This is a genomic window from Pedobacter sp. (assembly GCF_035566355.1).
Taxonomy (GTDB): Bacteria; Bacteroidota; Bacteroidia; order Sphingobacteriales; family Sphingobacteriaceae; genus Pedobacter.
In genome coordinates this window covers 1-22,654 of record NZ_DATMRL010000505.1, presented here as the reverse complement: position 1 = coordinate 22,654, position 22,654 = coordinate 1, and the positions used below count along the sequence as shown (strand labels likewise).

Annotated in this window: 24 protein-coding genes; 9 read left to right on the top strand and 15 right to left on the bottom strand. The window is 39.9% G+C overall.

Translation table 11 applies throughout. From position 1 onward, the window contains the following. From VNZ46_RS19700 to VNZ46_RS19680, 5 genes are all read right to left on the bottom strand, one after another. The coding region (locus VNZ46_RS19700) for an HAD-IC family P-type ATPase (protein WP_325561816.1) at positions 1 to 1,300 on the bottom strand (1,300 nt) is incomplete at its 3' end. Positions 1,301 to 1,344: 44 nt separating this feature from the next. Next, positions 1,345 to 3,606: a multicopper oxidase family protein gene (locus tag VNZ46_RS19695; protein WP_325561814.1), complete on the bottom strand. Its 2,262-nt coding sequence runs from the start codon at positions 3,604 to 3,606 to the stop codon at positions 1,345 to 1,347. Positions 3,607 to 3,684: 78 nt separating this feature from the next. Then, on the bottom strand, positions 3,685 to 4,173 hold the full coding sequence (locus VNZ46_RS19690) for a DUF3347 domain-containing protein (RefSeq protein WP_325561813.1): 489 nt from the start codon (positions 4,171 to 4,173) through the stop codon (positions 3,685 to 3,687). 103 nt (positions 4,174 to 4,276) lie between these two features. After that, positions 4,277 to 4,666: a hypothetical protein gene (locus VNZ46_RS19685; protein WP_325561811.1), complete on the bottom strand. Its 390-nt coding sequence runs from the start codon at positions 4,664 to 4,666 to the stop codon at positions 4,277 to 4,279. 146 nt (positions 4,667 to 4,812) lie between these two features. Then, complete coding sequence (locus VNZ46_RS19680) at positions 4,813 to 5,262, bottom strand: SRPBCC family protein (RefSeq protein WP_325561809.1); 450 nt, start codon at positions 5,260 to 5,262, stop codon at positions 4,813 to 4,815. A gap of 224 nt (positions 5,263 to 5,486) precedes the next feature. Here VNZ46_RS19680 and VNZ46_RS19675 point away from each other — a divergent pair, with 224 nt between their 5' ends. Beyond that, complete coding sequence (locus VNZ46_RS19675) at positions 5,487 to 6,302, top strand: enoyl-ACP reductase FabI (protein WP_325561808.1); 816 nt, start codon at positions 5,487 to 5,489, stop codon at positions 6,300 to 6,302. A 5-nt stretch (positions 6,303 to 6,307) separates the two neighbouring features. On the opposite strand, the gene VNZ46_RS19670 is transcribed toward VNZ46_RS19675, so the two are convergent. From VNZ46_RS19670 to metN, 8 genes are all read right to left on the bottom strand, one after another. Beyond that, positions 6,308 to 7,159 (bottom strand): type II CAAX endopeptidase family protein, encoded by an 852-nt coding sequence (locus VNZ46_RS19670; protein WP_325561806.1) that lies wholly within the window; start codon positions 7,157 to 7,159, stop codon positions 6,308 to 6,310. Between the two features lie 36 nt (positions 7,160 to 7,195). Beyond that, a complete protein-coding gene (locus VNZ46_RS19665; RefSeq protein WP_325561804.1) occupies positions 7,196 to 8,188 on the bottom strand; it encodes a helix-turn-helix domain-containing protein in 993 nt (330 codons plus the stop codon). Between the two features lie 189 nt (positions 8,189 to 8,377). Further along, positions 8,378 to 8,614 (bottom strand): hypothetical protein, encoded by a 237-nt coding sequence (locus tag VNZ46_RS19660; protein ID WP_325561802.1) that lies wholly within the window; start codon positions 8,612 to 8,614, stop codon positions 8,378 to 8,380. 158 nt (positions 8,615 to 8,772) lie between these two features. Continuing rightward, a complete protein-coding gene (locus VNZ46_RS19655; RefSeq protein WP_325561800.1) occupies positions 8,773 to 10,134 on the bottom strand; it encodes a helix-turn-helix domain-containing protein in 1,362 nt (453 codons plus the stop codon). A 374-nt stretch (positions 10,135 to 10,508) separates the two neighbouring features. Beyond that, positions 10,509 to 12,881: an ABC transporter permease gene (locus VNZ46_RS19650; RefSeq protein ID WP_325561798.1), complete on the bottom strand. Its 2,373-nt coding sequence runs from the start codon at positions 12,879 to 12,881 to the stop codon at positions 10,509 to 10,511. A 139-nt stretch (positions 12,882 to 13,020) separates the two neighbouring features. Further along, positions 13,021 to 13,842, bottom strand: a complete 822-nt coding sequence (gene metQ, locus VNZ46_RS19645; RefSeq protein WP_325561796.1) for a methionine ABC transporter substrate-binding lipoprotein MetQ — start codon at positions 13,840 to 13,842, stop codon at positions 13,021 to 13,023. A 19-nt stretch (positions 13,843 to 13,861) separates the two neighbouring features. Continuing rightward, complete coding sequence (gene metI, locus VNZ46_RS19640) at positions 13,862 to 14,506, bottom strand: methionine ABC transporter permease MetI (RefSeq protein ID WP_349255996.1); 645 nt, start codon at positions 14,504 to 14,506, stop codon at positions 13,862 to 13,864. A gap of 4 nt (positions 14,507 to 14,510) precedes the next feature. Continuing rightward, complete coding sequence (gene metN, locus VNZ46_RS19635) at positions 14,511 to 15,542, bottom strand: methionine ABC transporter ATP-binding protein MetN (protein WP_325561794.1); 1,032 nt, start codon at positions 15,540 to 15,542, stop codon at positions 14,511 to 14,513. Between the two features lie 151 nt (positions 15,543 to 15,693). Between metN and VNZ46_RS19630 the strand changes: the two genes are divergently transcribed. The 3 genes from VNZ46_RS19630 (at position 15,694) to VNZ46_RS29410 (ending at position 17,180) form a co-directional block, all read left to right on the top strand. Further along, positions 15,694 to 16,542: an AraC family transcriptional regulator gene (locus VNZ46_RS19630; RefSeq protein ID WP_325561792.1), complete on the top strand. Its 849-nt coding sequence runs from the start codon at positions 15,694 to 15,696 to the stop codon at positions 16,540 to 16,542. Between the two features lie 207 nt (positions 16,543 to 16,749). After that, positions 16,750 to 16,941: an alpha/beta fold hydrolase gene (locus VNZ46_RS29415; RefSeq protein ID WP_325561790.1), complete on the top strand. Its 192-nt coding sequence runs from the start codon at positions 16,750 to 16,752 to the stop codon at positions 16,939 to 16,941. Beyond that, positions 16,938 to 17,180: an alpha/beta hydrolase gene (locus VNZ46_RS29410; protein WP_325561818.1), complete on the top strand. Its 243-nt coding sequence runs from the start codon at positions 16,938 to 16,940 to the stop codon at positions 17,178 to 17,180. Before VNZ46_RS29415 ends, VNZ46_RS29410 begins: the two co-directional genes overlap by 4 nt. A gap of 36 nt (positions 17,181 to 17,216) precedes the next feature. Here VNZ46_RS29410 and VNZ46_RS19615 read toward each other — a convergent pair whose 3' ends face one another. Further along, on the bottom strand, positions 17,217 to 17,993 hold the full coding sequence (locus VNZ46_RS19615) for a DNA-formamidopyrimidine glycosylase family protein (RefSeq protein WP_325561788.1): 777 nt from the start codon (positions 17,991 to 17,993) through the stop codon (positions 17,217 to 17,219). A gap of 237 nt (positions 17,994 to 18,230) precedes the next feature. Here VNZ46_RS19615 and VNZ46_RS19610 point away from each other — a divergent pair, with 237 nt between their 5' ends. The 5 genes from VNZ46_RS19610 to VNZ46_RS19590 are packed head-to-tail and all read left to right on the top strand — an operon-like array spanning position 18,231 to position 21,727. Continuing rightward, complete coding sequence (locus VNZ46_RS19610) at positions 18,231 to 18,653, top strand: thioredoxin family protein (protein WP_325561786.1); 423 nt, start codon at positions 18,231 to 18,233, stop codon at positions 18,651 to 18,653. 10 nt (positions 18,654 to 18,663) lie between these two features. Further along, positions 18,664 to 19,596 (top strand): FAD:protein FMN transferase, encoded by a 933-nt coding sequence (locus VNZ46_RS19605; protein WP_325561784.1) that lies wholly within the window; start codon positions 18,664 to 18,666, stop codon positions 19,594 to 19,596. Between the two features lies 1 nt (position 19,597). Continuing rightward, positions 19,598 to 19,828 (top strand): DUF4266 domain-containing protein, encoded by a 231-nt coding sequence (locus VNZ46_RS19600; RefSeq protein ID WP_325561782.1) that lies wholly within the window; start codon positions 19,598 to 19,600, stop codon positions 19,826 to 19,828. A 5-nt stretch (positions 19,829 to 19,833) separates the two neighbouring features. After that, positions 19,834 to 21,054 carry a DUF3570 domain-containing protein gene (locus VNZ46_RS19595; RefSeq protein WP_325561780.1) on the top strand — a complete coding sequence of 407 codons (1,221 nt, stop codon included), beginning with the start codon at positions 19,834 to 19,836 and terminating at the stop codon, positions 21,052 to 21,054. 7 nt (positions 21,055 to 21,061) lie between these two features. Then, on the top strand, positions 21,062 to 21,727 hold the full coding sequence (locus tag VNZ46_RS19590) for a cytochrome b/b6 domain-containing protein (RefSeq protein WP_325561778.1): 666 nt from the start codon (positions 21,062 to 21,064) through the stop codon (positions 21,725 to 21,727). Here VNZ46_RS19590 and VNZ46_RS19585 read toward each other — a convergent pair. Then, a complete protein-coding gene (locus VNZ46_RS19585; protein ID WP_325561776.1) occupies positions 21,724 to 22,614 on the bottom strand; it encodes a glycoside hydrolase family 16 protein in 891 nt (296 codons plus the stop codon). The two genes, VNZ46_RS19590 and VNZ46_RS19585, sit on opposite strands and share 4 nt — an antisense overlap. Positions 22,615 to 22,654: the final 40 nt, after the last annotated feature.

Below are 22,654 nucleotides of genomic sequence, written 5' to 3'. Positions count from 1 at the left end.
TATTTAACGATACTATTCTTTCCAGGATATTCCTTTCATCGAAATCCGGATCAACGCTAACCACCTTTTCAACCGAAGGTTTCCCTTCTGTAACTGTTCCCGTTTTATCAATAATCACCACATCAATCGCATTCATTTTTTCAAGAGATTCCGCATTTTTAATCAACACACCAGACTGTGCACCTTTACCAACCCCTACCATTACAGACATTGGTGTAGCAAGACCAAGCGCACAGGGACAAGCAATGATCAAGACAGCAATCGCATTTACAAAAGCGTATACATAAGCAGGTTCTGGACCATAAATTGCCCAAACTATAAATGTTGCAACTGCAATCAATACCACTACAGGCACAAAATATCCCGAAATCTTATCGGCCATTTTTTGAATCGGTGCCCTGGAGCGGCTGGCAGCATTAACCATTTCGATAATCTGAGAAAGCAAAGTTTCAGAACCAACCTTTTCGGCAAGCATAATAAAGGTTTTATTGCCATTAATGGTACCTGAACTTATTTTATCACCAGGCTTTTTCTCCACCGGAACAGGTTCACCAGAAATCATAGATTCATCTATAACTGCTTCACCTGTTTTAATGCTCCCATCTACGGGTATCTTTTCCCCAGGTTTTACCCGCAACATATCCCCTTTTTGAATATCATCGATAGAAACCACTGTTTCTTTATCCCCATCAACCTTTGTGGCTGTATTTGGAGCTAACTTTAATAGTTCTTTAATGGCACTATTGGTTTTACCATGCGCTCTCGCTTCCAAAAGTTGTCCAAGCAGAACCAATGTCAGAATCACAGTTGCAGCCTCAAAATAGACATACACTGTACCGTGATGGGTTTTAAACTGCTCGGGAAATACCTCTGGAAAAAGAAGGGCTACGAGACTAAAAAGCCATGCTACGCCCGCACCAATACCAATTAACGTAAACATATTTAATTTCCAGGTAATGATCGATTGCCACGCACGTTGAAAGAACATCCAGGTTGCATAAAAAACCACAGGAATGGAAAACACAAACTGAACCCAGTTCCAATACTTGAGCGCCATCACGTTAAACAATGGATTATCCGGAATCATTTCCGTCATGGCAATGATAAAAATTGGAATAGTAAAAACACTTGCAATCTTAAATTTACGCAATAAGGTCTCATAGGTTGTATCCTCTGCCTCCAAATCAACGCCCATGGGTACCAGGTCCATCCCACATATGGGGCATGCACCTGGTTTATCTCTGATGATTTCAGGATGCATAGGGCATGTAAATTGCCCGTGGTGTTCAGCGTGATTCATTTTTGCGTGATCGGTGTGATGCATATGCTCCATAATATGATAAATTAATAAGTTAGTGTCAGCCCGGCTCCATAGCCCATATCACTGTCATAATGGGTAGATAAAGAAATATATTTAGTTGTAATGTATCTGAAACCAGCCATGTATTCTTTGTCTGTATTGACCATAAACTGGAAACGTAATCTTTTAGAAACGGGGATATCTTCTCTCATCAATTGAAACCGGACATTTCCCTTGTGGTCAACAGAAGCATCTGCCACAATCAACATTGGCAAAGTATATTGTAAACCCAAATGAAATACATGTCTGAAGTTTTTGGAGTTGTTCTGGCCAAAAAGATTGTTGCCCGGAGCCAGCGATTGTCCAAAAAGGTTCTTATCCATTGGATCGATAGTTCTTTTACGAAAATCCCAGCCAATATAAGGGAAGAGCCATTGGTTTCGCCCAATGTATCTACCAAAATGACTTTCGCTCTCATAACCCATTTCTTTATCAAAACCAATTCTCCATTCGGTTGTGAAACGATAACGGGTATTGGCCAACATAATCTCTCCATCACTACCATTGGTTTCAATACCGATTCTTGCCATCGGATGAAGCATCCTGTCATCTGCTTTAAGCATTTTGTAAGCATGTTCCGGATGTGGTAATTCAGGATTAGGGGGAGAATTCTCATAACTGAATACCCTGCCCATTCCACTCATCATATGATATAAAATATGGCAATGGAAAAACCAGTCTCCCCCGGCTTCGGAAGCTTTAAATTCAATGGTATCCCTTTCCATTGGCATAATATCAATAACGTTTTTCATGGGCGCATATTCGCCTTGCCCGTTCAATACCCTAAAGTCATGGCCATGCAAGTGTATAGGATGGCGCATCATACTGTTGTTGAATAAGATGATCCGAACATTTTCTCCTTTTTTTATCAGTATTTTATCGCTTTCAGAAAGCGTTTTGTTGTTCAGGCTCCACACATAACGGTTCATATTACCAGTAAGATCAAACTTCAGTTCTTTCCATGGCCCTTTTGTTAAGGTTGTTTTCTTCGGGTCACGAAGCATTCCATAGTTCAAAGTAACCAGGTCCGCAGATTCAGAGTACATCACATTGTTCATATCCATTACCTGATTCCCCATTTCCATCCCTTCCATCTCTACCATATTTCCCTTCATGTCCATCATGTCGTTCATCATTTTCATCCCGGCAAAGTATTTCAGTATGGGTAATTTCTGAGCAGGTACCTTTTCGCCTTGCCCAAGCCACATCGATGCAGATTTAGTCCGGTCCTCAGGAGTAACCAGAAACTCATAGCTTTTATTTTCAGGGATATTAACCACAACATCATATGTCTCAGATGCGGCTATGATTAATCTGTCTACCTCTACCGGCTCCACATCGTTTCCATCGGTCGCCACAACGGTTATTTTACCGCCAGAATAGCTCAGCCAGAAATAATCAGATGCGCCACCGTTAGCAATACGAAGCCTTACTTTATCTCCAGCTTTAAATTGTGGTTGTTCATTTTGGTTTTTTCCATTGATCAGAAAGGCATCATAATATACATCACTTACATCCATGGCATTCATGCGCTTCCATTCATTGGTTACCTTAGTTTTAAAATGACCAGTTCTGATGGCCTCTGCATAGCTTTGGGTGGTTCCTTTTTGGATTGCAAACCAGTCGTTGGCGTTCTTCAGACTTCGTTGTACTTCTTCGGGGTTCATATCCGTCCATTCACTAATCACTATCGGTATAGTTGGAATGTTCCATTCTTCTCTCTTGTTTATAATAAATGCACCATACATACCAATCTGCTCCTGCAATCCACTATGGCTATGGTACCAGTGTGTCCCATGCTGAATAATAGGAAATTTATAAACATAGGTAGTATGTGGTTTAATGGGCATCTGAGTCAAAAAAGGAACCCCATCCATACTGTTCGGCAGAAAAAGTCCGTGCCAATGCAGAGAAGTTTCTTCATTTAACCTGTTGTGCACATAAATCAATGCGGTATCTCCCTCAGTAAAAGTTAGTGTTGGCATTGGAATCTGTCCATTTACCGCAATGGCCCGTTTCGATTTTTTCCCATAAGTCACCGTCGTATCCGCAACATACAGATCATAACGAACAGTTCGCGGAGGTACATTACTTAAAATGGTTTTAATCAACCCCGTATCTGATACCTTCTGTGAGGATTTGTTATTTACTTTCTGTTGAACTGGCATTTTCATGCCCTTCATATCCTGAGCAGAAGCTGCATAAAAGAGGATCAAAAAGAAGACCGTTAATATATTTTTCATCATGATCTTGATTAAGAGAATGATTTAATTGTACAGCCCCAGGACTTATAAAAAACGGGGCTATACAACTAACAAACACGATTACTTTAATGTTTCCTTTACTGCGCCACAGCTTAGCATCTGTTTACCGAAATAAGGATTTTTGATTGCCGCATTGTCAGAAAGCCAGTAACTCTTTTTCATTGGGCAATAGTCATAATAGATTGGTTCCCTGGTCAACTTTACCGCTTTAGCTAATTTAAAAAGGTTTGCAGAAAAATTAGCAAAGTGTTCCCGTTGGTGTGCAATATCTTTTGTTTCTGAGATATGCCTGGCATCAAATGCGAGTTTATCCTGAAGCCCCATAAAGACTTTCATCTCTGGCTGCGGCATTGACTTCATATCTATACCCGCTAATATTTTAGAAAATTCACTTGCTTTTGATGCAGCAATAGCGGCCTCAGAATTCACCAAAGCATTTTTGATGTCGTAATAAGAGGTTAATAACGATTGAGTTTGGCTACTTTGAGCAAAACCAGGTTTAATCCATACCGTTGCAATTAATGCAACTACTAAAAAAATCTGTTTCATGATATAATAATTTAATGTTTATACTTATTCTTGAGCATAGCCATAGCTATGTGAAGTGTATCTATTGATCCCTATTTACGAGGTTCAACAGCTTACATTAATCTTATATCTGAAAACTTTTAATGGTGATACGAATATCCTGATTAGGTGGTCTTTCTCTCCGGTCTACATAGACGCTCTCCCCGGGCTCAATACTTGTTATCGGAATGAACGCGGTATAAGAATAATCAGGAAGCCACATTACAGGTAAAACAACCAGTACTTTACCGCTTTCAGGAATCAATTTACTTTGGGTAACTAAATCGTTCACTAAAGTTTTACAGCAATGATCTTCCTCTGAAAAGCTCAGACCAGATATTGAAATAGTTTTGTGTTCATGCCCATCTGCATGCTGGTGATCATGATGATCATCCTGCATACCTAACGCACAGCCAAGCCCAACAACTGTATTGAGCAAAAATATCACTAACAGAAATATAGCTTTACTTTTCATGGCTATACAAAGTTAGTTTAAGATGCAGAGATGAATTTATATAATTCCGTGATTTTTTTATATATAAACGCCGCAAGCCCTATGCATTTTTTGTCTTAAACAGTTATAGTGGATGATATAAACCACCCACTATACCATTTAATTGATCAGGCATCTGGTATCTCAGGCTCAACCAGCTTAGCCAACTTTTCCAGCGATTCCTGCCAGCCTAAATAACACATTTCCGCAGGTATAACTGAAGGAATGTTTTCCTGTGTGATTTTTATTTCTGTACCCACTATTGTTTTCCGGAGCCAAACAGACGTCGTCATTTCCCCGGGAAGATTAGGGTCATCAAATTTATCGGTATATTTTAGAAACTCATTAGGTTTCAATTCAAGATATTGTCCACCGAATGAATGGCTGTGGCCAGTTGAAAAATTTTGAAAAGACATTCTAAAAGAACCGCCTTTCTCTGCATTCATTTCATGGACGGTACAAAGAAAGCCATATGGAGGTAACCAAGAGGCAATTGCCAGGGCTTCAGTAAATGCGCGGTATACCTTCTCTGGAGTCGCTTTAAGAACCCTGTGTAAAGAAACACTATTGTCTGACATAAAATTCATTTTTCTATTTCCCTACTCGTATGGCTTTTCGGTTTCGCCCGTTTTAACTGGTTTCTGCTCCCTTTTCGCTGCTTAATTTTTTATGATTAACATCAGCATTACAAAGATGTAAGGAAAATCCGATTTTAACAGAGGCCAAATAAGACAATTTAACAGGCTATTTGCGACCAAAAAGAAAAATACTACCTTTGGCTCATTTTAAAACAGATATAAATATGTATAATCTATTAAAAGGGAAACGTGGTATCATTACCGGCGCATTAGATCAAAACTCCATTGCATGGAAAGTTGCTGAAAAAGCGCACGAAGAAGGTGCTTCATTTGTATTAACCAATGCTCCAATTGCTATGCGCATGGGAGAGATCAATGCTTTGGCAGAAAAAACTGGTTCACAGATTATTCCTGCAGACGCAACCAATGTTGATGAGCTGACCAACCTGTTTACCCAATCACAAGAAATTTTAGGCGGTAAAATAGATTTTGTACTGCACTCTATAGGCATGAGCGTAAACATCCGTAAAAAGATTCCTTACACAGAATCAAACTACGACTATTTTATGAAAGGAATTGATGTTTCAGCTTTATCCTTCCATAAAATGCTGGCTGTTGCAAAAAAACTAGATGCCATTAATGAAGGCGGTAGTGTTGTAGCCCTCACTTATATGGCTGCACAACGCACCTACCCTTTTTATACCGATATGGCCGATATCAAGGCTATGCTCGAGTCTATCGCACGTAGTTTTGGCTACCACTATGGTTTAGAGAAAAAAGTACGTATCAATACAGTTTCCCAGTCTCCAACAAAAACCTCGGCTGGTACAGGTATTAAAGGATTTGGTGATTTCTTTGATTATGCCGATGCTATTGCACCACTAGGCAATGCAGATGCAGAATCATGTGCAGATTACTGTATCACTTTGTTTTCAGACTTAACCCGTATGGTAACCATGCAGAACCTTTTCCACGACGGCGGATATTCCTCAACCGGAGTAAGTGACATCGTGATGAAAAAAATGGGTCTGGAAGAATAAACTAGTTAAGCCTTTGCAACAGTCAACCTATTGCAAAGGCTTTTCCAAAACATTAAAAAGCAAATCCCTAACATCATTACCACAATATAGCTCAACCATCCCCCTAACTCTGCTCTCGTTTCAAAACCCTTTTCCACTCTTATTTGAAAAACTCCCTGTTCAGGTTTAAAGCCTAAGAACCATTGTACAAAATTCCAGGCTGTATGAAGCCCAATAGGTAATGCGAGCCCCCTTGTTTTAAGTGCTGCCATACCAAAAAACACAGCACCCATTCCTGGGCCGGCAATCGCCTGAAACCAGTTCATCCCTCCAATCTTATGCTCTATGATAAACAGTACAGCAACAATTATCTGTGCACGCAGTGGGCCAAGTTTATCATCGAGAACACGCAAGGGATAGCCCCGAAACGCAACTTCCTCCCTTAATGCAATCAACAAGTACAGAACTAAACTGCTTATAACACCAACAGCGTTGATCGAAGATGATCTGTAAATTGTTACATGTCCCAACATCAAAACAAACATAGGCTGTAAGCTTGCTAAAACTGAACCCGCCAATAGACTGGTCAGTAATCGCCTGGCACTTTCTTTACCTGGCAATATACCTATCTGTTGCAGCTTAAGATGTTCCCACCTTACAAACAAAAAAGTAATGAATATAGTACATACCAATGCGATCCCTATTGTCAAAATATTCGACTCATATAATGGCAATCCTTTTGTCATTCCAGAAGCAGCCGCCAGGCTCATGGCACTGATTAAACAGAAAAGAAGCACCCTCCCCATTACAAAGACATTCTTTTTAGCCATCTCTTTTAAATCCATAAATTTGATTTTCGCTAAAAATAATTCTTCCAAATGCCTTATTAGTCTCAAAACAGACTTTGAGACCTCCTAATTTTTCTGAAGTTCTTTATAGTACGCAGCGGGGGTTCTTCCTTCTTGTTTTTTAAAAGCTCTATAGAATGATGCCTTAGAATTAAACCCCACTTCATAGGCCAATCCAAGGATCGTAAATTTCGCATTGTCGGGAATAGAAAGCTTGTCTTTAAGATCTTGTATCCGCAAAGCATTAATGAAATCCTTAAAATTCACTTTAAATCCCGAATTAATAATATAGGATAATTCATTGACTGGAATATTCAGCTCCTTTGAAAGATTGTGAAGGCTAATATGATCCTGATGATGCAATTCCTTGCCTTTAATTCCATTCAATACCTGAATCTTTTTGAACTCTAATTCAGCAGGTGAAATAAGTTGTTTTTTTTCAGTTGTAGGAATATTCAACAATCCGAATTGCGGTTTATAATAACCTAAAATCGCAATGCTATAAATGCAGAAACTAAATATCAGATATATTGGATAATAAGGAAGTATTCCGAATACAATTTGCGCCTGGAATCCAATCACCCAGACAATATAAATTAGCCATGAGAATACAATCAATCCCGAAGCAAACAAGATTTGATTGGTCCATTTGATAACGCCTTTATCTATTCCAGTATCTTTGTTACTTCTGTTAATCGTTCTTATGGAAAGGATCCAATAAGTGCTGAAAAAGGCAAAAGCTGCGATATCCAGAATAAACGTAGACTTTTCAAGCTGAGCAATATTCCCTATATGCTTTAAAATAAAAAACATCAGCACATCAAAAAGAATAGAAGGAATAAAATGCAAAAGAGACCTAACAGAGTGCTTGTAATTCTTAACCAAAGCAGCCTTCAGATACAGATAAAATAATGGACCAATCGCAAACTGATACAATAATGGAATTGGAAAGCTATAATTAAAATGAGGTATTTTCTCCTGAAGGATAATTTTAATACCACCAAGAGCAAACACAAAAACAAGAAGTCCAAGATACACATTAGCTGTTTTTTTATTCATCAACAGCAGAATACACCATATCAATCCATTGACTGCACCCAATGCTATAAGCGTCTGAAAAATATTAACAGAGATATTCATTGCCCCGGTCCTCCTGGATTAAACTTCAAAGCTTAAATATCCGAAATATATTACATTAGATTAATATTTTTTAAGTACTAAAAAATACCTGATCAATTTTCCAATACTTCACTTTATAAATCTCTTTAATTGATTAGCATACATGTTAATCAACCGGATCATTGCAGTTTGTTCATTATTTAAAGAGGTATCAACTAAAGATTTTGTTAAAGACCTTATCTCATTGATGTACTCAATAATTTGGTAGCTTACCTGTTGAGACAGGATTTCCCGATCCTTTTTGATGGATTCTATTTTGAGTTTTATCTGATCCAGTTGTTCAAGGTGGTGTGTGTTGTTTTCCATAATTACATCAGGGTAGCGGCATGTTCTTAAAATTGTTCCAGCCCTTAAATCTGGAAAATAAAAGCATACCGGCCAATAAACAACCTATCAGTTTTATAGAAAACGGACAGCACTTAAAACACAGTAAAATACTAACAAACAGAAACTTACACCACTAATCACGATGCTTCACTGAAATCTTCTTTAGCCTCGTCTTTTCTTAAGTTCTCAATAAACACAGACGGAGAAATTCCCGTTACGGCTTTGAAAACAGCCGCAAACTTACTGTGCGAAGAGAAACCATATTTCTTTGCCAGATAAGAAATCTTATACTTCCGCTCTATAGGATTAAGTTGCAGATCTTTTAATGCATAGGTTATTCTAAGCTCATTCACATAATTATTAAAATCCTTTTCCTTATACCTGTTAATGATATAGGAAAGATACTTGGTATTGGAATTCAGCTTGCTTGCAAGGGTAGATAAAGACACATCGCCTTGCAGGAAAAACTTTTTCTCCTCCAGTTTATGGAGCCCGGCAAGCAACCTGTCCTCCGATTCTTTTGTCATTAATGCTTGAGCAGGTTGTTTTGCCGGAACCAGATCAGGATTAAGGTCTATCCTTTTCAAGACTTGTTCATACCTAAGTCTGTTTCTTTTACTGCTTTGTTGATTTATATATAGCAATGATAGTACTAACAACAAAAGAATAATCGAAATAGCTATTGCGACCTGAACTTTCATCATATTGGTATCTTCATCCTTATTCAGCTCCTTAATCAATTGATTTGAAACAGATTTGGTTACCTGCGCCTGTTCATCCAATAGTCTGGAGTAAATTTCCTGATGCCGGAATGCCCGTTTTGAATCTCCAACGGCATTATAATAAGAAGCAAGACCTTTATTGGTTATTATTTTTGCATTAAAATTATCAGATTGATTTGCATAAGGCTCGGCCTTCTTATATTGTTGTATTGCCTGCTCATATTGGTGATTTTCTAAAAAGACATCTCCCAAACCAGCATAAATAAAAGCTTTAAGTTCTGTTTCAGTATCCTTTAATTCTGCCAGTGCTTTAAAAAGATGTGCTTTTGCTTTGTCATAGTTCTTTTCTTTCAAATAGCAAAGACCATACAGCTGATCGTTAGTCGCTAAAAAAATATTACTCCCCAACTGATTTGGAACTTCAAGAAACTTCTGCTCTGCTTCCTGCAACTTATGCATCCCAGATGTATAATCCTGATCCTCCTCAATGGCATAATAAGCTTTTTCCTGCAGGATTAACGCATAAGTTGTAGTAGTTGCCGGAGAAGGCTCTAATTGCATGTTCTTTTTCTCAGCAATATCTAAATATTTCCGTGCTTGTTCAGTGAGGTTTACACTTCTGTACAGCGTTGAAAGAAAACCAGCTATGCGTACTTCCCAATTGCCTTTCTTCTGAACCCTAGGAACCAGCTTTTCTGCTTGTATTGCAAATGCCAGAGCTTTAGCCACATCACCTGAATGTTGATGCAGCGTAGCAAGAAGCATCAGGCATTTCATTTTCTGATAATTATCCGCGGAGTGCACTAAAAGAGAATCAGCCATTTTAAATGCACTCTTTATATCGGAAGACGCTACTTCGGTTGCAATCTTAGTATAGACTTTGTCAAATTCACTAATCGATGTATTGGCTTTCGCAAAAAAACTGAAACAAAATAAAAGAGCGAAGAAGATAGATTTCCGAGAGACCAGCATATACGTAATTAAAGCATGAAACCATCATGAGCAAACACTCACAAAATACAATGAACAAGAACTCATGATAGCTTCATCACCGATAAAAAACAAAACTAATAAACTGATGAAAAATAATACAAACTATACAGTTTTCATGCTTTTTTTCGAGAATTATTTCAGAAAAGGAAAATTCGGCTCTATTCGTACTTCAGCGCTTCAACTGGATTAGCTTTTGCAGCCTTGTAAGCCTGGAAACCAACCGTCAAAAATGCAACAGCTGCTGTTCCCGCTATTGCGGCCAGTACAATTGACAAGGAAACAGTTGTCCTGAATTCAAAATTGGTAAGCCATTTGTTCATCAGGTAATAAGCCAAAGGCACACCAATACAGGCAGCAAAAAACACCATTTTCAGAAAGGAGAGCGAAAGAAGTTCCATAATGTTGCCTACCGAAGCCCCCAATACACGACGTACACCAAACTCTTTGGTACGCTGCTCTGCGCTATAAGCCACCAGTCCATAAAGCCCCATGCAAGAGATCAGGATTGCTATACCACCAAACAAGTTAGCCAACATACCCAGAATTCGTTCCGACTGCATTTTCTTCGCATACAAGTCGTTGACAAATCTAATTTCTACCGGGTAATCAGGATTGATATTTTTGACCACACCTGATATGAGTTCAATATTCTTGCTCAAACTGTTGGCGGGATTTAACTGCATGTTAATATTGCCCCCCTCCCGTTTACTGAAATTAATCACCATCTGGCGTCCGGAACGGTAAGGAGAATCCCAAATGAAATCTTTAAACACACCGATAACCTTCAGCTGATTTCCAAATAAATTGACCATTGTCCCTATAGGATTTTTAAGTTTCATCACCTTCACCGCAGTGCTGCTTAACAATATTGCCGCAGTGTCTGAAGCGAAATCTCTGGAGAAATCCCGGCCTGCCAGCATTTCTACCCCACTTGTCTTCACAAAATCATACTGGGTCTGAAGACGGTTGAAAACAATTTCTTTTCCCTTTTCTTCCATTCCGGGCCATTGAAAACCGTAAAACCAATTGCCCACACGAGTCATACTCTGAGAAGACTCGTTTACGGCAGTAACTGCTCCTGTTTTCAGCACCTGCTCTTTAAACAACTCAAACTTACCGGATAGTTCACCATCCTGAGGCATCTCTGCAAGTAAATTGATATTATACCCTACAGGTTTATTCTTTATGTACTGCATCTGTCTATAGATCACCAGAGTGGCAATGATCAATATAATCGCAAAACAAAATTGCCCAACAACAAGTACCTGCCTCAGGTTAATAGGAACAAGTTTCGCCCTTGCCGTTTTCTTCTTTAAAGTCTGGATCGGGTTAAAGGACGAAAGAAACAATGCCGGATAAGCCCCCGACAAAAGACCAGTTAGTAAGGCCACGGTGATGATCCCAAACCAGTAGCCAGTATTGGTATAACCAATAACAATATCTATCCCCAGCAAATTATTAAACATGGGTAAACTCAATTCAACCATCGCAATGGCAATTAACACGGCCACTACGGTCAGTACCATAGCTTCGGTAAGAAATTGAGTGACCAAAGAACCCCTTGTTGCACCAATCGTTTTCTTGATCCCTACCTCCTTCGCCCTGCGTTCCGATTTTGCTGTAGCCATATTCATAAAATTGATACAAGCCACCAGCAAAATACCAAAAGCCAAGGCAATAAAAAGATAGATACGTTCTATTTCGCCACCTATGCTTTTACCATTCAGAAACTCACCATGTAAATGCGTATCCGAAAAGGGAAATAAGAAATTTTCAGTCCTTTGTGCTGTATAATTTTCATTGAATAGTTTCTTAACTTTCGAATTAATCAGGTCAATCTTTGTCGGATCATCAACCCTGGCCATAGCCAGAAAGCTAAAATCTCCCCAGCCCGGATGTTTAACATAATCATTTATATGTTCAAAAAATGTCCAGGGCATCAAATAATCAAATCTGATTGAAGTATTGGCCGGAAAGTCTTTGATTACGCCCGTAACCTTTAAATCCCATGCATTTTTATACCTCACTGTTTTATTCAACACATCGGTAGTCCCGAATAAAAGTTTCGCCGTATTTTCAGTCAAAACAATTGCATTCGGGGCATCCAGTGCAGAACCGGGGTTGCCAACTATAAATTCATAATTGAATACTTTAAGTATATCCGGATCAGCAAACAGATCCGTTCTTTTAAACACCCTTTGCTGATTAGCGATAAGCGATTCATCGCCACCACCCATGCGGGTTATCGCATCTACTTCTGGCACTTTAGCTTTAATGGCCATTGCAATTCCATTTCCCGGTGATCCTCCTGTGCTTGTAATCTTTCCAGCAGCATCCTGGAAATTGGTCATCACCTGATAAATTTTGTCTGCACCCTTAAAGTGACGATCAAAATTCATTTCATAATTGACATATAAAAGCAGTAGCAAGCAGGCAGATAAACCAACTGCCAGACCAATAATATTAATAACCGAAGAAGTCTTATTTCTCCAGAGATTACGCAAAGCGATTTTTAAATTGAGTCTGAACATAGCAACAAGTGGTTTACTAAGTTTATGCCAAGAGACATAAACTTAGTAAACCACTAATATACAGCATATTAATTTAAACCCATCAACAGTAATCGTTCAATATCGAACAGTACCCGTACGTTCCCGTACAATCCTGCAGCTACCAACCTTTTATAGCACTTCCCTTAAAGGCTACTTTAGCTGCTTCTTCAACTTCATCAGATTGATAAGCCTTAACAAAGCGCTTCACCTTATCCTCATCTTTATTATCTTCCCTGGCAACAATTGCATTTACATAAGGTGATTTGCTATCTTCTATAAAAAGACCATCTCTTGTCGATACCAAACCAATAGGCGCAGCAAAAGTGTTATTAATAATCGCAATAGACACATTTGCATCATCCAGAGACCTCGGAAGCTGCGGTGCTTCGAGTTCAAGGATCTTTAGGTGCTTAGGATTATCTACCAAATCATTAAGAGTTGGTAAAAGGCCAACACCTGGTTTGAGTTTAATCAGACCAGCAGTTTGAAGCAGCAGTAATGACCGGCCACTATTGGTCGGGTCGTTAGGAATAATAACCGTACTCTCGTTTTTCAGCTCCTTGAGGCTTTTGATCTTCCTGGAATACCCGGCAATTGGATAAACAAAGGTGTTTCCCACCATAGCAAACTTGTAACCCCGTTGTTTTGCCTGTACATCCAGGTAAGGTTTATTCTGAAAGGCATTCACGTCAATATCTCCTTGATTAAGAGCCTCATTTGGCATTACATAATCATTAAATTGTACCAGCTCTACATCAAGATTGTATTTTTCCTTGGCCACCTTCTGAGCAACTTGTGCAATAGTATATTCCGGACCGGATTCAACACCAACAATAATATGGTTAGGATCATTTTTTTTAGCTCCGCCACTGCAGGCCCCAGCAAGGGTTAAGGAGAGTAATAATGCCGACTTTAAGTATTTTTTGAAAGTGAAATTCATTTTATTAGATTTTATACTTTTATTTTCTGTGATCAAAATATTTTGAAAGGCGATCGCCGCCAAACTGAATAAGAAATACAATAACTACCAGCAATACCAAAACGGTATTCATCACCAGAACGTTATAGCCTATATAGCCATACTGATAGCCAATCTGCCCAAGCCCGCCAGCACCAACAGCACCACCCATAGCAGAATAACCAACAAGAGTGATCAAGGTAATCGATGCACTGTTGATAATTGCAGGCAAAGCTTCCGGAAGAAGTACTTTTCTGATAATCTGCATTGGTCTTGCGCCAAGCGCCCTGGCAGCTTCAATCAGGCCGTAAGGAATCTCCAATAAACTATTCTCTATCATTCTTGCAATAAAGGGTGCAGCCCCAATACTCAAAGGCACAAGTGCTGCCTTTACGCCAATCGAAGTGCCAACCAAAGCCCTGGTAAACGGAATCATCCAGACAATTAAAATAATAAATGGAATAGAACGGAAGATATTTACAAGAATTGCAAGGATCCTGTTTAAAAATGGATGCTCCAGAATCTGTCCCTTTCGCGTAATAAAAAGCAGTATACCTGCCGGCAAGCCTAGAAGAAAACCAAAGAAGCCAGAAACAAAGGTCATTACAATGGTCTCGAGTGTACCGCTCATTAAGAGCCTAATCATAGATTCAGACATACCCAAGTACCTCCACACCAATATTTAAAGTTTTATAATAAGCTATTGCACGTTCATGGTCCTCTTTCTTCCCATGAGCCTCCACAAGGATAGTTCCGAATTTGATTCCGGCAACATGTTCTATCTGAGCGGTGATGATATTATTACCAACACCAAACAACTCTGCAGCCTCTGAAAGCACAGCGCTATCGGCAGAATCGCCATTGAAGCTGAGCTTGATAACCGGGTTACCAGATCCAGATGCATTGATTTGAATACGTTCCGCGTATGCTCTGGGCAGCGCTACTTTAATAGAAGAGGAAATAAATTTCTTTGCAAGATCACTCTTAGGGTGAGAAAACACTTCACTTACCGTACCTTGTTCTACCAGCACGCCCTGACTGATGATGGCGACCTGGTCACAGATTGCCTTTACCACCTGCATTTCATGGGTAATAAGTAATATCGTAATGCCAAATTTCTCATTGGTATCCTTCAAAAGTTTCAAAATGGAGGTGGTCGTCTCCGGGTCCAGCGCACTGGTCGCCTCATCGCAAAGCAATACTTTTGGGTTTGCAGCGAGCGTCCTGGCAATAGCCACCCGCTGTTTCTGTCCCCCTGAAAGGCTTGCCGGATAATCGGCATGTTTATCCTCCAGACCAACGAAATTTAACAGTTCGAAAACCCTCTCCTTTATTTTCGCCTTTGAAGCCCCTTCCAGTTCAAGCGGAAAGGCAACATTTTGATAAACCGTTCTCGAAGAGAGCAGGTTGAAGTGCTGGAAAATCATTCCTATATGCCTGCGTTCATTTGCCAAAGCAGACCTGGAAAGTTCCATCAGGTTCTTTCCATCAATATACACTTCTCCAGACGTAGGCTGTTCAAGCAAATTTGCACACCTGATCAGCGTACTTTTACCAGCGCCAGATGCACCGATCACCCCGAATATTTTACCTCGGGGTACATGTATCGAAACTCCTGAAAGCGCTGTAACAGATCGATCCCGAAGAACAAATGTCTTGGTTATATTATTTAGCCTTATCATTTAAAATTGTACAAAACCATTGGCCAAAAAACATTGGCGGTGCCAATATATTTAAAATCTATAGATATTATAGTTTTTAAAAGACCTGGAGTTACGACGCCGTAATACATAGCACATTTTTTTATAAATATTCTCTATTTTTACTTTAAAGATGAAACTATTCCTTACAGATCCAAATTCTGGTGGTCACTTACTCCTCCTAAGTGAAGAGCAATATTTTGATCGTCTTTTCTACAGCAGAGATCGCGACAACAAATACTTCACTATAGTTTGGAACCGTGGCGGACAGCAAGTCGTTACTATAGATGGAGAAGAAATTGACTTTCCTTCACAGACCATTTTGCCTCTGATGTTTAATCAGTCTTTCTTTTTTGAACAGACTTCAGATTTAGTGGCCTGGCAATTCAACCGCGAATTCTACTGCATCATCGATCATGATTCAGAAGTCAGTTGCGTTGGATTTCTGTTTGGAATAGGCCGCAATTTCTTTATCAATGTAAATGAATCCGCCCATCAAAAAATGTTGTTGCTGCACAATATGTTTATTTCCGAAATGAACACCTCCGACAATGTACAGAATGATATGCTTGTCATGTTGTTAAAGAGACTGATCATAACGGTAACCCAACTGGCCAAATCCGAATACCTCCCGGACCCCAAAATGCAGAACGACAGATTCCATATTATCCGTAAATTCAACCTGCTGGTCGAAGGCAATTTTCACAATGAACATTCCGTTAATTTTTATGCCCGGCAACTCAACAGATCTCCCAAAACGCTTTCTAATCTCTTTGCCATCTTCAACCAGAAAACACCTATTCAAATCATTCAGGAACGCATCATTATAGAAGCAAAGCGGCTTTTATACTACACTGATAAATCTGCAAAAGAAATCACCTACGAATTAGGATTTGAAGACCCCGCCTATTTCTGCAATTTCTTCAAAAAGCACACTACCTATTCACCAATTGGATTCAGAAACAGAAAAAGTATAGCATAAGGGAAAAAATTACAATCCATTGGGAATTCTCTCTATTACTTGAGCCTACATTTCATGCCACCTTTGTATCGTTGATATGATCAAAAAAATCAACGCCAAAAACATGAAAACTCAAAACGTAAAAAGAAACATCAAAAATGGTTTATTAGCCACAGCGCTAACAAATTAACTAAAAAAGGATACCATGTAACCGTAGTACAAAACCCCTTGACTTCCCTCGAAGATGATGTCAATGCAACCAAGGTTGTTCTAGATAAGCAAGACGGCCCGGTCATCCTTGCCGGACATTCCTGGGGCGGAGCAGTGATTACAGAAGCAGGAAATCACCCCAAAGTAGCAGCACTGGTTTATATCGCAGCTTTTCAGCCAGATATGCCAAAGGATTTACAACCCCTATAACCCATGCCGCATGGAGAGATAAACCTGCATATGGTCTAATTGCTACAGAAGACAAAAGTATTGCACCAGAGATCCAACATGCCATGTACAAACGTTCTCATACCAAAGTAACAGAGGTAAAAGGCAGTCACGTGATATTCATGTCACAACCAGAAAAAGTTGCCGGTGTGATCATCGAAGCAGCAAAAGAAAACTCGCCAAAAAAAATAATCCAACCAGAAAAAACCCCTCTGAAGTAAATCAAAGTGGTTTACTATGACTACTGATCCAAAAATTTACATATAAAGCTTTTGTTCATCAGTGTAATAAACTCTAGCCCCGGCAACCACTTTTACACGAATATTTTGTCCCGTAGGACTCTTCTTTTTCTCTGCATGATGAATCATCAACAGATCAGGTTTTACAAAATTAGCGGCACCAAAGTTTACTCTTTTGATTTCTTTAATTGCGTCGAGTAAAACATATTTCATTGTCCTTCTAAGCACTTTTACTTCTTCCAGGGGGATACTGCCCGCAATTGAAAAAGGAGAGATTTCCGCATACCAGAGGATTTCATCCGCATAGGCTTCATCCAAACCACCAATTACATGTTGGTCTATAAGAACATCTCTGATTTGTCTCGTATTATTCAGAAATACACTGATCAAATAGTCTACAGTCATTTCCTTACTCAATACATCCGTACTACTGATCTGAACAGGATTTAAGAAAAAGGTACTTCGCTTCAAAGAATCTCTTACAGAAAGAATTAGACCTCCGCTGAAATAAAGGTCCAATAACCCGGGAGAAGCCTCTTCTTTTTCTAAAACCAACAATTCTGCCCGTGATGTTACACGCATTTCCAAGACCGTATGGTTCTTAAATTGAAGGCATAAAGTCAAACCTCTGCGAAATACCGTTTTTAGTTCTTGGCCCTCCAGGCTTTCCTTCAATTCTGCTATAGAAACATTGATGCTTTTTTTAGAGCTGATTTCCACTTTTTGCAATATTTTGTTTCTAAATTTTTTATCAAAATTTTCAGCAAAAATCTCTAAATAAGGTAATTCTAACATAACTAAGGATCGGGCATTAGGTAATTATCCATTTAAAGGTACAGGTGTTTAACACTCTTTTTCAATCTTTAGACAATTCAGTATTGATCTAAATCAACTTAAGGCAAATCACAGTCATTGAAACACTATAAACCAACAAGTTAAACCACACATACAATTAACATAATTTAACAACCAACTTCAGAATGTATTCAGAATTCAGCTTGACATTAGATTCATAATTTAATATCCAGGAAGGTGAAAACATTACTCATAACACTACTTGGCTTCTTCCCAGTTTCTTTAATCTGGCACACCAGTTTCAAAGAGGCCCAACAGGAGGCTCAAACCTCACATAAACAAATCCTGATCAATTTCTCCGGATCAGACTGGTGCGGTCCATGTATACGCTTAAGAAAAGAGATCCTGGGATCAGATGCTTTTGAAAGTTATGCAAAAGATCATCTGGTATTGGTCCAGGCAGATTTTCCGCGTCAAAAGAAAAATCAATTATCTGCAGCACAAGTTAAACTAAATGAAGCACTTGCAGAGCAATACAACCCCGATGGTAAATTTCCCTACACCCTGCTGGTAGACGAAAAAGGCAAAATCTTAAAATCCTGGGATGGATACCCTAATGAAAGCCCTGAAAAGTTTGTACAGGATTTAAATACCAATTAACTAAGCAACCATGGCAAAGGCAACTTATACCCGTGTTTTAAAACTCATGGGAAACCGCTTCGAGTTCACCGTCATTGCAGACCATCAAACTGCAGGTGAAAAAGCCATTGATACAGCCATAGCCGAAGTAAAACGTATCGAAGAATTATTGAGTACCTTCAAAGACACCAGTCAAACCAGCCTCATCAACCAGTATGCCGGTATAAAGCCAGTACAGGTTGATCAGGAAGTGATTGACCTTATCCAGCGTGCGCAAAAAATATCAGACATTACACAGGGTGCATTCGACATTAGCTACGGTTCGATTGATAAAAGTCTTTGGAACTTCGATGTGAATATGACTTCGCTGCCCGATTTTGAAACCGCCTTGCAATCGGTAAGCCTGATCAACTATCAAAATGTCATTATAGACACTCAAAACCGCACTGTAATATTGAAACATGAGGGTATGCGCATTGGATTTGGTGGGATCGGAAAAGGTTATGCTGCCGATAGAGCCAAACAAGCCTTACAAAACATTGGGATTGAACATGGAATAGTAAATGCCGCCGGCGACCTGATCACCTGGGGAAACCAGCCGGATGGCAGACCATGGACCATAGGCATTGCCGATCCCGGTCAGAGTGACCGCCCCTTCTCCGCACTGAATATCAGCAATATGGCCATCGCTACATCCGGTAATTATGAAAAATATGCCACTATAAAAGGGCGCAGATATTCACATACCATTGATCCAAAGACAGGCTTACCAGTTAGTGGAATTAAAAGCGTCAGTATCTTATGCCCAAGTGCCGAACTGGCCGATGCACTGGCTACACCAGTAATCGTTATGGGTGCAAAAGTCGGCCTGGATATGATCAATCAATTGCGGCAAGTAGCCTGTATCATTATCGATGACCAAGATCAACTCTATACCTCCAAGAATATTAATGTAAAACGATGATATGAAAATGTCCATTCCAATTTCAGTACGGCTATGCACAGGCTTCATTGCTCTCGGCCTGCTCAGTGCATGCGCAACCGTAAAGCCTTATCAAAAGAACAAACTGAATGATGCCGAGATGACCTTATCCTCCCGAACGGCCCAAAAGTTTGAACAAAGTTTCCAGCTATACCGCGAAGGCGGCTCAGGAGCAAACGGTGGCAAAAGTGGTGGTGGTTGTGGTTGTAACTAAAAATCATGAGAAAAATATATCTGCATGTACTCATACTGTTCTTAGGCGTTTTAGGCGCTCATGGACAAATTAAAATTAAACCTGCTCCTTCCGACACAAGCAATTACCAAAGCCGGAAACTCAAAATTGATGAGGTCAACCTGGTATCGGCCTATTACCACCAGAATGGAAACAATTCTGCTGTTACAGGAGGAATAGGAACGGAAAAACTGACTGACTTTGCAAATACAATTGATTTGCAAATGTCTAATTACAATAAAGCAGGAAAGAAAAACACCTTTTTATTTGAACTTGGCGTAGACCATTATACTTCGGCTTCTTCCGATAAGATCGATCCAAGCACCATATCTTCCGCCTCCATGGCCGATACACGGATTTACCCATCGTTAAACTGGACACACAGCAATGAAAAGACAGGAAATGCCTTTGGTTTCACCGGATCATTTTCTACAGAATACGACTACAAATCTATGGGCGCTGGTTTTAATTTAACCCGCCTGTCTAAAGACAAAAACACCCAGTTCGATTTCAAAGTACAGGCCTTTTTAGACACCTGGAAAGTTATTTTACCCATAGAACTCAGGCCTGCAGCGAGTCTTGGCAACGGCAAAGAATCCAGAAGTGAAGGTTCAAGTCCTCGAAACTCATTCAGTGCCTCATTTTCACTATCCCAGGTCATCAATCAAAAGTTACAAGCATTGATCATTCTTGAACCCGCTTATCAGCAAGGCCTACTGGCCACCAGATATCAGCGGGACTATTTTACAGATGGATCACTTAGAGCGGAAACATTACCAGATAAACGTTATAAACTGCCTATAGCAGCAAGACTAAATTACTTTGCCAGTGACCAGGTGATCATCAGAACCTATTACCGGTATTTCATGGACAACTGGGGCATAAGAGCACACACAGTCGAACTGGAAGTACCTGTAAAAATAACCCCCTTTATTTCTATAAGTCCATTTTACCGTTATAATACACAAACCGGTACCCGGTATTTCGCTCCTTATGGTCAACACGATCCATCTGCCGCCTATTTCACCAGCGACTACGATCTGTCTACCCTAAACAGCGACTTTTATGGCGCAGGTATACGCCTTGCCCCACCTCATGGTGTATTTGGCTGGCAACATCTTAATATGTTAGAATTAAGATACGGGCATTACAACAGATCTACCGGTTTGGTTTCTAACATTATAACCTTAAATTTAAAGGTAAAGTAAAATCAAAATGGCAATTATCGAACCTCAAAGAAGAAATATAGATAGCCCGGCTGCAGTCAAAAAATACAGCAAACCTGTTAGGCTTTGGCATTGGTTAAACCTGATCGTCATCTGCGGATCCCTGCTCACTGTAGCATTAAATTCAACCATTTTCGATGTAAAGAGCAACACCACCTATGTGCAAACACAATTGCAGCAATCAGGTGCAACAGTTACCGCGCAGCAAGCTAAAAATGTAGCTCATGGAATGGAAGATAAAATCTGGGACCTTCATATTTATTTCGGTTATGCCCTGGCAGCCTTATTTCTTTTCCGGTTGATTGCCGAATTTTTCCAGCCTAAAGGCCAGCACTTTTTCAGTAGACTTAAAACCGCTTACCAGGATTACATTAAAAAAAGTAAAAAGTCCAATTCAGCCTTGCATGACCTTACCGTCAAATCTTTATACTTTATCTTTTATGCATTGCTGGCCATTATGGTTTTAACAGGCCTCTCTATGGCTTTTGACCAGGAACTGGGCATCAGTAAAGCAACAAGTCATAGTATAAAAAGCTTTCATGGCTTTTGTATGTACCTCATCCTCGCATTTATAGCTGTGCATATCGTCGGGGTGTTCCTTGCCGAAAGAAAGCAAAACAAAGGCATCGTATCCGATATGATTAACGGAGGCTAATGGTAAGCAGTAACCTTTACCCAGTCCACCATCATCTTTGCTTTCCTTTTTTTAATCAGTTCAAGCGCCTGTTCTGACAATCCATAATAAGGTTTTTTAATCCCGTTCACTTTGAAAGGATAAATACCCCCCACCGCAAAGTTGAGAATGAGGAATTGCTTATCAGTAAATACCCATTTACCATAATGCTCCGCCATGGTCTTGGTTACCCGCATAACCGTTACGCCATCACATTTAAATACCAGGCGCTCCGGTGTCCACTCCACCGCATAAACATGCCATTGGGCGGCATCATTCTTCTTATCAAAGTACAAACGGTTTACAAATGGAGTTTCGCCAAAGTAATTAGGGCCGTGAATGGCAGAACTTACCCAATCACCTTCACCAATAAACTCCATAATATCAGTTTCACCACCAGACGGCCAGCTCGGATAACCCAGCATCCACCAGGCAGGCCACAAACCACTGCCCGCTACCATTTTAATCCTTGCCTCAGCCCTGCCGTAGGTAAAATCAAACTTATCTTTGGTGTTTAGCCTGCCGGATATAAAATCAAAGGTCTGTCCGTCAGCAGTTTTAAAACCCGGCAAATACCTCGGGCTTAAAACCAATGCCCCATTGCTGGCACCCTCTGCTGCCGCACCTTTTACAAAGGAAATCACACTCGCCGAATCCACATAAGCCTGCAGCTCATCATTCACATGAGAACCCGTAACCTCAGCTGTCCATTTGGAACGATCCAGTCTATTGCCCGAAAAGTCGTCCCAGAATATAACCTTTCCAGCCCGGCCAACCTGATCAGCCTTCTTTATTTTCCCTTGCGGAAAAGCCGGTACAGCCAGCACCGCTGCCAAAGTAATGGCTAAAAATTGTTTGTTATAGCGCATAAACAGAATTATTTACAGACTCGTATATAATCAACCAAGA

What these genes read in the sequence shown, in the direction of transcription:
- VNZ46_RS19665 (WP_325561804.1), bottom strand. Translation starts at nt 8,188, where the DNA reads ATGAATAAAAAAACAGCTAATGTGTATCTTGGACTTCTTGTTTTTGTG.
- VNZ46_RS19615 (WP_325561788.1), bottom strand. Translation starts at nt 17,993, where the DNA reads ATGTTAGAATTACCTTATTTAGAGATTTTTGCTGAAAATTTTGATAAA.
- VNZ46_RS19690 (WP_325561813.1), bottom strand. Translation starts at nt 4,173, where the DNA reads ATGAAACAGATTTTTTTAGTAGTTGCATTAATTGCAACGGTATGGATT.
- VNZ46_RS19585 (WP_325561776.1), bottom strand. Translation starts at nt 22,614, where the DNA reads ATGCGCTATAACAAACAATTTTTAGCCATTACTTTGGCAGCGGTGCTG.
- VNZ46_RS19605 (WP_325561784.1), top strand. Translation starts at nt 18,664, where the DNA reads ATGGCAAAGGCAACTTATACCCGTGTTTTAAAACTCATGGGAAACCGC.
- metN (WP_325561794.1), bottom strand. Translation starts at nt 15,542, where the DNA reads ATGATAAGGCTAAATAATATAACCAAGACATTTGTTCTTCGGGATCGA.
- metQ (WP_325561796.1), bottom strand. Translation starts at nt 13,842, where the DNA reads ATGAATTTCACTTTCAAAAAATACTTAAAGTCGGCATTATTACTCTCC.
- VNZ46_RS19630 (WP_325561792.1), top strand. Translation starts at nt 15,694, where the DNA reads ATGAAACTATTCCTTACAGATCCAAATTCTGGTGGTCACTTACTCCTC.
- VNZ46_RS19655 (WP_325561800.1), bottom strand. Translation starts at nt 10,134, where the DNA reads ATGAAATGCCTGATGCTTCTTGCTACGCTGCATCAACATTCAGGTGAT.
- VNZ46_RS19680 (WP_325561809.1), bottom strand. Translation starts at nt 5,262, where the DNA reads ATGTCAGACAATAGTGTTTCTTTACACAGGGTTCTTAAAGCGACTCCA.
- VNZ46_RS19675 (WP_325561808.1), top strand. Translation starts at nt 5,487, where the DNA reads ATGTATAATCTATTAAAAGGGAAACGTGGTATCATTACCGGCGCATTA.
- VNZ46_RS19600 (WP_325561782.1), top strand. Translation starts at nt 19,598, where the DNA reads ATGAAAATGTCCATTCCAATTTCAGTACGGCTATGCACAGGCTTCATT.
- VNZ46_RS19595 (WP_325561780.1), top strand. Translation starts at nt 19,834, where the DNA reads ATGAGAAAAATATATCTGCATGTACTCATACTGTTCTTAGGCGTTTTA.
- VNZ46_RS19685 (WP_325561811.1), bottom strand. Translation starts at nt 4,666, where the DNA reads ATGAAAAGTAAAGCTATATTTCTGTTAGTGATATTTTTGCTCAATACA.
- VNZ46_RS19650 (WP_325561798.1), bottom strand. Translation starts at nt 12,881, where the DNA reads ATGTTCAGACTCAATTTAAAAATCGCTTTGCGTAATCTCTGGAGAAAT.
- metI (WP_349255996.1), bottom strand. Translation starts at nt 14,506, where the DNA reads ATGATTAGGCTCTTAATGAGCGGTACACTCGAGACCATTGTAATGACC.
- VNZ46_RS19695 (WP_325561814.1), bottom strand. Translation starts at nt 3,606, where the DNA reads ATGATGAAAAATATATTAACGGTCTTCTTTTTGATCCTCTTTTATGCA.
- VNZ46_RS19660 (WP_325561802.1), bottom strand. Translation starts at nt 8,614, where the DNA reads ATGGAAAACAACACACACCACCTTGAACAACTGGATCAGATAAAACTC.
- VNZ46_RS19590 (WP_325561778.1), top strand. Translation starts at nt 21,062, where the DNA reads ATGGCAATTATCGAACCTCAAAGAAGAAATATAGATAGCCCGGCTGCA.